At 60.5% G+C, this 12,437-nt stretch carries 8 protein-coding genes; 6 read left to right on the top strand and 2 right to left on the bottom strand.

What is annotated here, in order from left to right:
* Positions 1-5 precede the first annotated feature (5 nt).
* From DU490_RS07900 to putA, 4 genes are all read left to right on the top strand, one after another.
* Positions 6-557, top strand: a complete 552-nt coding sequence (locus tag DU490_RS07900) for a transposase (RefSeq protein WP_220270469.1) — start codon at positions 6-8, stop codon at positions 555-557.
* A gap of 232 nt (positions 558-789) precedes the next feature.
* Positions 790-2,682 (top strand): methyl-accepting chemotaxis protein, encoded by a 1,893-nt coding sequence (locus tag DU490_RS07905; RefSeq protein ID WP_181869995.1) that lies wholly within the window; start codon positions 790-792, stop codon positions 2,680-2,682.
* Positions 2,683-3,074: 392 nt separating this feature from the next.
* The gene (gene putP / locus DU490_RS07910; protein ID WP_114573771.1) at positions 3,075-4,565 is read left to right on the top strand and encodes a sodium/proline symporter PutP; all 1,491 of its coding nucleotides are present in this window, start codon (positions 3,075-3,077) and stop codon (positions 4,563-4,565) included.
* Between the two features lie 155 nt (positions 4,566-4,720).
* Complete coding sequence (gene putA, locus DU490_RS07915) at positions 4,721-8,386, top strand: bifunctional proline dehydrogenase/L-glutamate gamma-semialdehyde dehydrogenase PutA (RefSeq protein ID WP_114573772.1); 3,666 nt, start codon at positions 4,721-4,723, stop codon at positions 8,384-8,386.
* A gap of 144 nt (positions 8,387-8,530) precedes the next feature.
* Here putA and DU490_RS07920 read toward each other — a convergent pair whose 3' ends face one another.
* Positions 8,531-8,833, bottom strand: coding sequence for a DUF4113 domain-containing protein (locus DU490_RS07920; protein WP_114573773.1), 303 nt, complete (start codon positions 8,831-8,833; stop codon positions 8,531-8,533).
* Positions 8,834-8,899: 66 nt separating this feature from the next.
* Entirely contained in the window at positions 8,900-9,805 is a 906-nt protein-coding gene (locus DU490_RS07925) for a LysR substrate-binding domain-containing protein (RefSeq protein WP_114573774.1), read from the bottom strand.
* A 219-nt stretch (positions 9,806-10,024) separates the two neighbouring features.
* Here DU490_RS07925 and DU490_RS07930 point away from each other — a divergent pair, with 219 nt between their 5' ends.
* On the top strand, positions 10,025-11,038 hold the full coding sequence (locus tag DU490_RS07930; RefSeq protein WP_114573775.1) for a D-cysteine desulfhydrase: 1,014 nt from the start codon (positions 10,025-10,027) through the stop codon (positions 11,036-11,038).
* Between the two features lie 74 nt (positions 11,039-11,112).
* The gene (gene hisD, locus DU490_RS07935; protein ID WP_181869996.1) at positions 11,113-12,429 is read left to right on the top strand and encodes a histidinol dehydrogenase; all 1,317 of its coding nucleotides are present in this window, start codon (positions 11,113-11,115) and stop codon (positions 12,427-12,429) included.
* The last annotated feature ends 8 nt before the right edge of the window (positions 12,430-12,437 follow it).

The following is a 12,437-nucleotide window of genomic DNA, read 5'->3' on the forward strand; positions in this document are numbered from 1 at the left end:
CTCATGTGGCAACAGATGGGGTTGGTGGAGCGCTTACCGATCTACGCGAACGACTGTTCCGGGTGCTGGGCATCGATCTGACACAGGTTCATGGGTTTGGCCCCTACCTGGTGCTCAAGCTGATTGCCGAGTGTGGCATCGACATGGCCCGTTGGCCGACGGCCAAGCACTTTACTTCCTGGCTGGCCCTGTCGCCGGGCAGCAAGATCTCGGGGGGCAAGCTGCTGTCATCGCGCACGCGGCGGACCAAGAGTCGAGCGGCGGCACTGTTGCGACTGGCGGCCAATGTCATCGGGCGAACGCAGACGGCGCTGGGCGCCTACTACCGTCGACTGGCGAGCCGCATCGGCAAGGCCAAGGCGGTAACGGCCACCGCACGCAAGCTGGCTCTGCTGTTCTACAACACCCTGCGGTATAGCTGGCAGTATCAGGACCCTGGCGTGGATTACTATGAAGTCCGCTACCGGCAACGGTTGGTGAGCAATCTGCACCGCCGCGCGAAGTCGCTAGGCTACGAACTGGCCCCTGTGCAGGCCTTCGAGCAGCGAGTTTCTTAGGAAGTTCTGTTTTTTTGACGCATGTCAACGAAAACATCTGCTGCTTCGCAAAGGGCTCAGGATTAGTCATCTTCGGACGATATTACAAGCATGCAGATTCACTATTGAATCACCTCGCTATTCCCTCAAAGTTGCCTCTGCATCAAGCTCGCCCCATACCTTCCTCGCAAGAGGACTGGAGATTCTCACTATGATGCACCTTTTAAATCGTCTTCCAATGAGCAGGAAGTTCGTGCTCGTCCTGGCGTTCCCACTGATCGCCCTGCTCTGGTTTGCCGGCTCGGGCATCATCGAACGCCAGCAGCTCGCAACGAATATGGCTCAACTGGAGTCGCTATCGGCCCTGACGTCAAAGGCGGGCGATCTTGTTCATGAACTGCAGCGCGAACGCGGAATGTCCACCGGTTACATTGGCAGCCGTGGCAGCCGTTTCGTGGACCAGCTTGCTCCCCAGCAACACCCTCAGACCGATGCGTCAATCACGGCGTTTCGGGATTCTCTGTCCGAAATGGATTTTATGACCATAGACGAGGCCTTCGCCCAGCGAGCTGCCGATATGGCGGACCGGCTTTCCGAGATTCCAGGGGCGAGACGACAGGTCCTGGAGATGGCGATTACCGGGGATGAGTCCACCGCCTTTTACACGGATCTCAATGACGCTTTGATCACTATGGTGGCGCGCACTGCTCACCTCGCTGAGGACGATGACATCACTCGCCAGCTTGGGGCATACGTCAGTCTCCTACGGGCAAAGGAGCTCGCAGGTGTGGAGCGTGCCACGCTAACCAATGTGTTCAGCTCAAACGTCATGGCTGCCCCAGCCTATCAGCGATTGCTTTCGATGTTTGGCCGAGAGCAGGCCTTTCTGCGCTCCTTCAAGGACCTGGCCAATCCTGAACATCGTGAGCAGCTTGAACGTGAGCTCAGCGGCGCTGAGATGGATCGACTGTCGGAAATGCGCCAGGTTGCGATCGACCGCGGCATCCGGGGCGGCTATAACATCGACGCCGAGGCCTGGTTCGAACAGCAGTCGCTCAAACTCAATCGCATGAAGACGGTGGAGGATGCGGTGGGGGCGAACGTGCTCACTGAGGGTTCCACTCTCCGCCGCGGTGCTCGTCAGAATCTGATAGCCTATCTGTTGATGGCTTCCTTCGCCGGCATTGCGTCCCTGGTGCTGTCAGTGCTCGTTGTCCGAAGCCTACTGAGACCGCTGCACAACAACCTCCTGAACATCCAGACGCGAGGCGGCGATCTGACCCAGCGGCTTGAGGTACCCGGCAGCGACGAGCTGTCTCGACTCTATGCGGCATTCAACAAGGGGTCCGAAGAGATGGAGACCCTTGTCGGTAGCATCCAGAGCAATGCGCTGTCCGTCGAGGTGGCCAGCGGGGAGATTGCCCAGGGTAACCAGGATCTCGCTCAGCGCACCGAGGAACAGTCGGCGTCGCTGGTGGAAACCGCCTCCAGCATGGAGCAGATCACTGCCACGGTTCGGCACACGGCGGAGAATGCCCGTCAGGCAGAGACAATGACCGGCGAGGTGAGCCAGGAAACCTCAGATGCTACCGGTGTTGCTGAACGCGCTAGTCAGGCGATGCAGCAGATTCACACTGCCAACCAGGAGGTGACGTCTATCGTGGCTGCCATCGATAGTATCGCGTTCCAGACAAACCTGCTGGCACTCAATGCGTCCGTGGAGGCCGCTCGTGTCGGCGAACATGGGCGCGGGTTTGCGGTGGTCGCCCAGGAGGTGCGTAAGCTTGCTAGCCGCAGTGCGGAGGAGGCGAATCAGATCCGGCGCCTGATCGACAACAACGTAGCTCGCATCAGTGAGGGTGAGTCACTGGTAAACGAGACGACCACCGCGTTGGAGACCATCGCCATCAAGGTCACCCAGGTAGCCAATCTGGTGCGTGACATGTCCGCGGCCACCGGCGAACAGTCTGCCGGTATCGAGCAGATCAACCTGGCCGTCTCGCAACTGGAGCAGGTGACTCAGCAGAACGCGGCACTCGTCGAGCAGGTGGCTGCTGCCAGTCGCTCTCTGGGTGACCAGGCGGGTGACATGGCAAAGCTCACTGGCAGTTTCAAGGTCTCCGCTTCCGCTGATCCCATCTGGTAGTATCAGCCGATTCGGCACGAGCCGTGCCCCGCTTGATCGGTGCCGCAGCACTCGGGGGCCTTCGGGTCCCCTTTCTCATGTCCTGAAACCAATCCAGGTATGCAGGCACTCCTTGAGATTCTCTCGAGTTCTTCTTGATTTATCTTGATCGTATGCAGGAGGGGCGAGTGCTCAAAAAATACTCGTTGGGGGAGGTGGGGGGGGGAGTGCCTGCGGCGACATCACGGATTCAGGGGTATATATTGAGATTGTAAGGCTGGCGTCACAGGCGGTGGCGTCTTGTTACGTGAACAAAAAAACGAAGTTAAAAATGCGTGGCACTACCGGATTCAGCACGGTAAGCGCGCCAACCTGTCGGAGTTGGTTCCGTCCTGACGAACTGGAGAAATCACATGGCTACTGGAGTTTGGATTAGTCTTGTTGGTTACTTTGCACTCATGATCGCCATCGGCGTTTATGCGATGCGCAAAGCTACGTCAACGTCTGAAGATTATATGCTGGGTGGCCGAGCCCTCAGTCCACAAGTGGCGGCCCTGTCGGCCGGTGCTTCGGACATGAGCGGCTGGTTGCTGCTGGGCTTGCCCGGGGCAATGTTTGTATCTGGCCTGGGTTCGGCCTGGATCGGTATCGGTCTGCTCGTGGGTGCATTCTTCAACTGGACGCTGGTCGCCCCACGCCTCCGCGAACAGACGGTTCACTATGGTAATGCGATTACCATCCCAGAATTTCTGGCAAACCGGTTCCCGACTCGTGCGATGTCGCTGAGAACGGTATCCGCTATCGTCATAGTAATTTTTTTCGCGGTTTACACGGCGTCAGGCCTGGTGGCTGGCGGCAAGCTGTTTGAAAGCGCGTTTTCCGGCATCATCAACGTCGGTGGCCTGAGTGACTACGCCATGGGCATCATTATCACACTGGGCGTGGTATTGATTTACACAGTTGTCGGCGGTTTTCTAGCCGTGAGCATGACGGACTTCGTGCAAGGCTGCATCATGATGCTGGCACTGGTGATCATGCCGGCAGTTGTGCTCTTTGGCGAAGGTGGCGGCGGTTTCGCCCAGGCCTCGCAGACCCTGAATCAAGTCGACCCCACGCTGCTATCCTGGACGGCGGGGCTGACCTTTGTAGGGTGGTTGTCTGCGGTGACCTGGGGACTGGGGTATTTCGGGCAGCCGCACATCATCGTGCGCTTCATGGCCATCCGGACGCTGAAGGATGTTCCAATTGCCCGTAATATCGGCATGAGCTGGATGCTCATCTCCCTGATCGGTGCCATTTCTCTGGGGATATTCGGCCGGGCCTTTGCGATCCGCAATGGCATGGATGTACAGGATCCGGAAACCATCTTCATCATTCTGGCGGAACTGCTGTTCCATCCGCTGATCACCGGCTTCCTCTATGCTGCACTGCTTGCTGCCATCATGAGCACCATTTCCAGCCAGCTTCTGGTGTCTTCCTCATCATTGACTGAGGATTTTTATCGCCTGTTCCTGCGCAAAGAGGCTACGGATAAGGAGACCGTCGCCATCGGTCGGATTTGTGTCGTCCTGGTTGGTCTGGTTGCAGCCGTGATTGCATCTGATGAGAGCTCTCAGGTTCTGGGGCTGGTCAGTAACGCCTGGGCAGGCTTCGGTGCGGCGTTCGGTCCGCTGATTATCTTGTCGCTGATGTGGCCGCGCACGAACGGCGCTGGTGCCATCGCGGGCATGGTGGTCGGTGCCGCTACCGTCATGATCTGGATTGCTCTGGGCTGGAACGGAGAGTTCATTGGGGGGCCAGGTGTGTACGAGATCATTCCTGGCTTCATCGCTTCCATGATAGCCATCGTGGTGGTGAGCAGCGTTACTGACGATGCTGGTGAATATCAGCACATCAATCGCTGACATGTTACTCAAGATGCATAGTCCATTGCTCAGGCTACCTAAGGTCGTACTATTCCGGGGTCTTGAGAGATGGGCGATGATTTGCTGTCGACAATAACGACAACATCCGGCCGACACATCAACGCTAGGTGTCGGGTAGCAAGGAGAAATCGACCATGAACGAAGCAAACTTTCATCTGCAGGGCGTCGTGAGCGAAATGCGCTCGCGGATCCGCGCCAACTACGCCGCCGGCGAGGCAGATGTACTGCACGAGCTTGTCGAACGACTCAAGCTATCGGAGGATGATCGCCAGAAGGTGGCCGCTGTTGGCGCCAACTACGTGGAACGAGTGCGCAAGGAAAAGTCGCCCTCGATGATGGAGGCATTTCTGGCTGAGTATGGGCTCTCCACCGCCGAGGGCGTCGGCCTCATGTGTCTAGCAGAAGCGCTGCTGCGCGTGCCCGATGCGGAAACCATCGACGATTTGATCCACGACAAGATCGAGCCATCCGACTGGGGCGCGCACCTGGGCAAGTCCTCGTCTTCGATGGTCAACGCCTCGACCTGGGCGCTGATGTTGACCGGCAAGGTGCTGGAAGAGGACCCCAAGGGCCCGGCACGAGCGCTACGTGGTCTGGTGCGCCGTATGGGCGAACCGGTGGTGCGCAAGGCTGTCGCTCAGTCGATGAAGATTCTTGGCCGCCAGTTCGTGCTCGGTCAGACCATCGAGGAGGGCATCAAGAATGCTCGTGAACTCGAGAAGCAGGGCTACACCTACTCCTACGACATGCTGGGTGAGGCGGCGCGTACCGACGAAGATGCCGTTCGCTATCATGAGGCCTATGCCAAGGCGATCACCGCGATTGCCAGGCAGGCCAAGGGTGACGTGCGTTCTAGCCCCGGCATCTCGGTGAAACTCTCTGCGCTGCATCCGCGCTATGAATACACTCACCGTGACACGGTGATGGCTGAGCTCGTGCCGCGCGCGCTGGAGCTGGCCCGTCAGGCGGCCAATGCCAATATCGGCTTCAACATCGACGCCGAGGAACAGGACCGGCTGGATCTTTCCCTCGACGTGATCGAGGCGCTGCTGTCCGACCCCGGACTCGCCGGCTGGGACGGCTTCGGGATCGTGGTGCAGGCCTACGGGCGCCGTGCCGCGCCGGTGATCGAGGCGCTCTACGAGCTTGCCGAGCGGCTCGACCGCAAGATCATGGTACGGCTGGTGAAAGGCGCTTACTGGGATACCGAGATCAAGCTGTCCCAGGAGATGGGCGTCGAGACGTTTCCGGTCTTTACCCGCAAGGTCAACACCGATGTCAGCTACATGGCCTGCGCGCAGTTGCTGCTCGACCGACGGGACCGCATCTATCCGCAGTTCGCGACCCACAACGCCCATACCTGTGCCGCCGTGGTGGCCATGGCAGGTGACGACAAGGACAGCTTCGAATTCCAGCGCCTGCACGGCATGGGCGAGTCATTGCACCACATCGTCAAGGAGTCGGAGGGCACGCGATGCCGTATCTACGCACCGGTCGGCGCGCATCGTGATCTGCTGGCCTATCTGGTACGCCGTCTGCTCGAGAACGGGGCGAATTCCTCGTTTGTGAACCAGGTGGTGGACAAGTCGATTCCGACCAGCGAGGTCGCGCGCGACCCGGTGGCCGAGATGCAGCGCCTGGGCAAGGCAATCCCAAGTCCGTCGATCCGCCAGCCCGGCGAGCTGTTCGCTCCCGAGCGCAAGAATTCCCGGGGCTATCGGATCAACGAGCCTGCCTCGATCCTGCCATTACTAGAGGCGCGAGAAGGATTCGCCGACACGACCTGGATCGCCGGCCCCATGCTGGCCGGAAGCCCGGCACCCCAGGGGCCGGCTCGCGATGCCGTGTCTCCCGCTGACGGCTCTCGTGTGGTCGGCACCGTGCATGAGGCGACGCCGGATGAGGTGGCCGCGGCCCTTGACGCCGCCGAGAAGGGCTTGAGCGACTGGCCGGCGCGTCCGGCGGCCGAGCGCGCCGAGGTGCTGCGCCTTACCGCCGATCTCTACGAGGAACACATCGCCGAGCTGACCGTGATCACCACCCGCGAGGCCGGCAAGATGATGTTCGATGGCATCGCCGAAGTGCGCGAGGCGGTGGATTTTCTGCGCTTCTACGCCAACGAGGCCGAGCGGCTGGAGGCGGAAGAGCCTGGCACTGCCCGCGGCATCTTCGTCTGCATCAGCCCGTGGAACTTCCCCCTGGCGATCTTTACCGGCCAGATCGCCGCGGCCCTGGCTGCCGGCAACGTAGTGCTCGCCAAGCCCGCCGAGCAGACGCCCCTGATTGCCGCGCGTGCCGTCGAGCTGATGCGCGAGGCCGGTGTGCCGGAGGCGGCGCTGCAATTGCTGCCCGGCGACGGGCCGACGGTAGGCGGGCCGCTGACCAGCGACCCGCGGATCGCCGGGGTATGCTTCACCGGCTCGACCCCGGTGGCGCAGATCATCCACAAGGCCCTGGCTCAGAATGCGGGGCCGGATTCGGTGCTGATCGCCGAGACCGGCGGGCTGAATGCCATGATCGTGGACTCCACGGCGCTGACCGAGCAGGCGGTGCGCGACATCCTGATCTCGTCCTTTCAGTCGGCCGGCCAGCGCTGTTCGGCGCTACGCATGCTGTACGTCCAGGAAGAAGCCCGCGAGCGGTTGCTGACGATGCTCGACGGCGCCATGGACGCGCTCACCATCGGCGATCCCTGGAATACCGATACCGACGTCTCGCCGGTGATCGACGCCGAGGCCCAGGCCGACATCAGCGGCTATGTAGCGGAGCAGGAAAAGGCCGGCAAGGTGCTGAAAAAGCTGCCCGTGCCGGACACCGGCACCTTCGTCACGCCGGCGGTGGTCGAGGTCGGGGGCATTGATGATCTTGAGCGCGAGATATTTGGCCCGATCCTGCACGTGGCCACCTTCAAGGCGCGAGACATCGACGAGGTTGTCGACGCCATCAATGACCGGGGATATGGGCTGACCTTCGGCTTGCATACCCGGATCGACGACAGGGTGCAGCAGATCGTTGAGCGTATCCATGTCGGCAACATCTATGTCAACCGCAATCAGATCGGCGCCATCGTCGGCTCCCAGCCCTTCGGTGGCGAGGGCCTCTCGGGTACCGGGCCCAAGGCTGGCGGTCCCCTTTACGTCTCCCGCTTCCGCCGTATCGCTGCCGTGGAGCGCCACGACGCGCCGAACGTGAAGGCCGTGACACTCAGTGACCTCCAGTCGGCCCTCGACGGGCTTGACGCGCGTAACTGGGCGGCGCGCCCCAATCGGGTCGAGGTGCTGCGCAAGGCGCTCTCCGGCAAGAGTGGCCTGACCCGCAAGGCGCTCAACGAGACCGCGGCCCTGGACATGACGCCGCAGACTCTTCCGGGGCCGACAGGCGAAAGCAACCGCTTGTCGCTGTATCCGAAGGGGCCGGTACTCTGCCTGGGGCCAACCCTCGATATCGCCCTCGCCCAGGCGGCGCAGGCCCTCGGCGCGGGCTGTGCGGCGGTGCTCGTCGCGCCGGGTGCGACGCAGTCCGTGCGGCCGCTGATCGATGCCGGGGCGCCTGTCGCCGCGCTCGACGGCAGCGTTACGGCCGAGGCGCTGAGCGAGGTCAAGGGCATCGCGGCGGTGGCCGCGGCCGGTGACAGCGACTGGACCCGCGAGTTGCGCCTCGCCCTCTCTGAGCGCGACGGTGCCATCGTGCCACTCGAGACCCAGACCATCTCGCCGGACCGCTACGTAGTGGAACGCCATCTGTGCATCGACACTACGGCCGCGGGTGGTAATGCAAGCTTACTGGCGACAGCTGAATAAACCCATCGACCCACGAGGGCGGCTCTGTGAATGGCAGCTCCCACGCCGGGACCTTAGGACCCCGGCATTCGTTCTCGCTCGTTTGTTTATCGATGAGCTGACGGCTTGCCGATGAACTGACGCATGGCGGCTGGCAGAACGGTGTCAGCGTAAACGTGGGATATCGCTCCACTGCGTCCTCCAAAACGGGGTGCGGTGGGCGCAGCACAGGTGCCTGGCAGCCCCGGGGCTGGGCATACCCAACTTCACGGTACCGCGCCCCATATTCTGATTAAGTTCGCCCATTACCCCCATCAGCTTCTCGCTGCGTTGCCGCTTGGCGTCGCTCTGGGGCGTGTCGAGTAATGAGAGCTGCTGGCGGCCAGCGTCGACCAGCATCACCCCGCCTTTCTGATTTAGGTAGCCCTTGCGGCAGATGCGCTGACGGGTCTCTTCACACACGCTCATGAAAGACCGATAACTTAATGTACAGGTGAAGATTTCCTTATTGCTGATTTAAGTGTTGTTTTCTTACTAGACGGTTGGCGGCCGAGCATTGATCAACCCCCACAACTGTTCCGCTGCTGACGCGCCGTATCCTGGTTGCCAGTAGCAGGCCACTACCAGCATCGGCCCTCCAAGCCGTTCTGCAAGCGAGACAAGCTTCCCTGCCTCAAGCTCCAACTCGATAAGGCCATGCGGCAACCATCCAATACCTAATCCCGCCAGCGACAGCTCGCGGATGCCTATCGTGAAGGCTGTTTCACAGACCAGCTCAACATCGTAACGACGTTGCAGGTCCAGCAGATAAGGGGACGACAGCGCGCTGCCCAGAAAGCTGTTGGGATCATATCCAAGCAAGGGCAGCCGGTTCTGATTGTCGAGATCGAATATCGGTTGTCCGAAGCGATCGGCTGCGCACACCGGCACGAGCTGCTCGGTCCCTAGCAGCACCCGCTCGATTTCCGTGCGCTCCATCAATAGGGGGGCATCTTCGAGTTCATTGCATAGCAACAGGTCTGCGTCGCCTCGTTGGAAGTCGCGTATGCATTCGCTGCGGTCCGATGATCTCACCTGCAGCCTGGCATCTGCGGCGTGCTGACGAAAGTGCCGTAGCAAGCGAGGCAAGTAGCTGACGGTTAAGGTGTGCTGGGTGGTAAGGATTGCTCGCGGTCCATGCTTGGCATCAGCGCGGATGCGGCCTCTCAGGGCGTACAGGTGTGCCAGCCAGTCCCGCAGCGATGACTCATAGGATTTCGCATGGGGTAGGAGTGTCAGGCGTGGCGAGTGGCGATCAATCAACTCGACGCCTAGCCATTCTTCCAATTGCCGAATACGCCGCGAGAATGCGGGCTGGGTGACATGACGCCTTTCTGCTGCCTGTGAGAAGGTTCCGGCCTCTATGAGGGCAAGAAAATCCTCTATCCACTCAATTTTCATATCAATTTCCTGAATAAATTGTTTTCAACAATAATTTATCCTTTCTATGCAAAAAATTAACCGACTGACAATATCTTGGCATTAGTCGGGACAATCCGATAGGCACTATTTTTCATAGGCCAGACCAACTTATGTCGGACGGCGGTTCGCTGACCTCTTGGTCGCTGGTCATAAATAGAGAGCACGTTTATGCAAAAAACTACTCGCCTGGAGGCCCGCATGCATCTTTCCCGTTTCCCGCGCATACGTCTTGGACACATGCCAACACCACTCGAGCCGATGGATAACCTGAGCCGTCTCTTGGGAGGACCGCGTCTGTGGATCAAGCGCGATGACTGTACCGGTCTTTCCACCGGTGGCAACAAGACCCGCAAGCTCGAGTTCCTGATGGCCGATGCCATGGAGAAACGCGCCGACACCATCATCACTCAGGGGGCTACCCAGTCGAACCACGCGCGCCAGACCGTTGCCGCGGCCTGCAAGCTGGGGCTTGAGTGCCACATCCTGCTCGAGGATCGCACCGGAAGTGATGACCCCGCCTACAACTTCAACGGCAATGTATTCCTTGACCAGTTGCATGGCGCAACGGTCAGCAAGCGACCCGGTGGCACCGACATGGCGGCCGAGATGGAGCTTTTGGCCGAACAGCTCAAGGAAGACGGTAAGACCCCCTACATCATCCCCGGAGGCGGTTCCAACGAGATCGGGGCGCTGGGTTACGTCAATGCCGCCCTCGAACTGCTGGCCCAGGCCAATGACATGGGGCTTCAGGTCGATCATCTGGTGCACGCCACCGGTAGCGCCGGCACCCAGGCGGGGCTTGTCACTGGACTTGCCGCCTGCAATGCCGGCATTCCGGTACTCGGCATCGGCGTGCGTGCGCCCAAGGACAAGCAGGAAGAAAACGTGTTTGCGCTTGCCCAGAAGACCGAAGCCAAGCTGGGGCTTTCGGGTGTAGTGGCCCGTGAGGACGTAGTAGCCAATTGTGACTATGTCGGCGAAGGCTATGGAATTCCTACTCAGAGCATGGTTGAGGCAGTCACGCTGCTGGCACGCCACGAAGGGATCCTGCTCGATCCGGTCTATTCAGGCAAAGGCATGGCAGGCCTGATCGACCTGATTCGCAAGGGCCACTTCAAGGAAGGCGATAACGTTGTCTTTCTACATACCGGTGGCAGCGTGGCGCTGTTCGGTTACCCCGAGGCCTTCGGCTTTCCCGACTACACAGCGTGACAGTCTCCTTGAAACCTGGGCGGAAGCCCTGATGTGAGCCTGGTTTAGAAATCAGCAGCATTGCGGAGAACACAATGACAATTCGACATCTCAAGTCGGCGCAGGCGGCCGAGACGGTAGCCACCGAAGACCAGCGTATCACCACGGTGGTACGCGACATGCTCGACGACATACGCGCACGTGGTGAGGTGGCGGTTCGAGAATATGCCGAGAAGTTCGATGGCTGGAAGGGCGACTTCGTGCTCAGCGATGAGAAACGCCAGCAACTGATAGCCATGGTGCCCCAAGAGACCAAGGATGACATCGACTTCGCGCATCGTCAGATCAAGCGCTTTGCCGAGGCGCAACGCGACAGCCTGATTTCGTTCGAGATCGAGACTGAGCCAGGGGTCATTCTGGGACAGCGGGTGCTTCCGGTGGGGTGCGCCGGCTGTTATATCCCGGGAGGACGCTACGCGCATGTCGCCTCGGCACTGATGAGTGTCGCCACCGCCAAGGCGGCGGGGGTCGCCCATGTGGTGGCCTGCTCGCCACCGCGCGGTGACAGCATCGACCCGGCAGTGGCCTATGCCCTGGATGTGGCCGGCGCGGACATGATCCTGGAGATGGGCGGCGTACATGCCATGGCGAGCATGGCTTTCGGGCTGTTCGGTGGTCGTGAGGCCGACATCCTGGTGGGGCCGGGCAATGCCTATGTGGCAGAGGCCAAGCGGCTGCTGTTTGGTCAGGTTGGAATCGATGTGTTTGCCGGCCCCACCGAGTCGGCGATCATTGCCGACGATAGCGCCGACCCCATGACCATCGCCGTCGACCTGGCATCCCAGGCCGAGCATGGCCCCAACTCACCCGTGTGGCTATTCACCACCAGCGAACCCTTGGCGCAGAAGGTCATCGAGCTGATGCCCAAGGTCGCCGACGATATGCCCAACGCCGAAGTGGTGCATGCCGCGTGGCGCGATTATGGCGAAGTGATCGTAGGCGATACCCGAGAGGAAGTCGTCGAAGCCAGCGATCGGTATGCCTGCGAGCACCTCCAGGTGCTGTGCGAGGATCTTGAATGGTGGAAGCAGCACCTCAGCAACTACGGCTCGCTGTTCCTCGGCGAGGGAAGCACCGTCACCCACGGTGACAAGTGCTCGGGGACCAACCACATCCTGCCGACCAAGCGTGCCAGCCGTTACAGCGGCGGCCTCAATGTACACAAGTTCATGAAGGTGCTGACTACTCAGCAACTCAGCGAAGAAGCCAACCGCACCTTCAGCGCCGTGGGCTCGCGAATTTCGCGCACCGAGGGCATGGAAGGTCACGCCCGTGCCTGCGACTGGCGGCTGACCAAGTATTTCCCCAATGAACAATGGGAATTCCCCGTCTATCACCAACAGCGCTATTGAGGTACGTC

Origin of the sequence: Halomonas sp. DQ26W (genome assembly GCF_003339685.1) — a bacterium.
In the GTDB taxonomy this organism is placed as follows: Bacteria; Pseudomonadota; Gammaproteobacteria; order Pseudomonadales; family Halomonadaceae; genus Halomonas.

What these genes read in the sequence shown, in the direction of transcription:
- DU490_RS07930 (WP_114573775.1), top strand. Translation starts at nt 10,025, where the DNA reads ATGCATCTTTCCCGTTTCCCGCGCATACGTCTTGGACACATGCCAACA.
- DU490_RS07925 (WP_114573774.1), bottom strand. Translation starts at nt 9,805, where the DNA reads ATGAAAATTGAGTGGATAGAGGATTTTCTTGCCCTCATAGAGGCCGGA.
- DU490_RS07920 (WP_114573773.1), bottom strand. Translation starts at nt 8,833, where the DNA reads ATGAGCGTGTGTGAAGAGACCCGTCAGCGCATCTGCCGCAAGGGCTAC.
- putA (WP_114573772.1), top strand. Translation starts at nt 4,721, where the DNA reads ATGAACGAAGCAAACTTTCATCTGCAGGGCGTCGTGAGCGAAATGCGC.
- putP (WP_114573771.1), top strand. Translation starts at nt 3,075, where the DNA reads ATGGCTACTGGAGTTTGGATTAGTCTTGTTGGTTACTTTGCACTCATG.
- hisD (WP_181869996.1), top strand. Translation starts at nt 11,113, where the DNA reads ATGACAATTCGACATCTCAAGTCGGCGCAGGCGGCCGAGACGGTAGCC.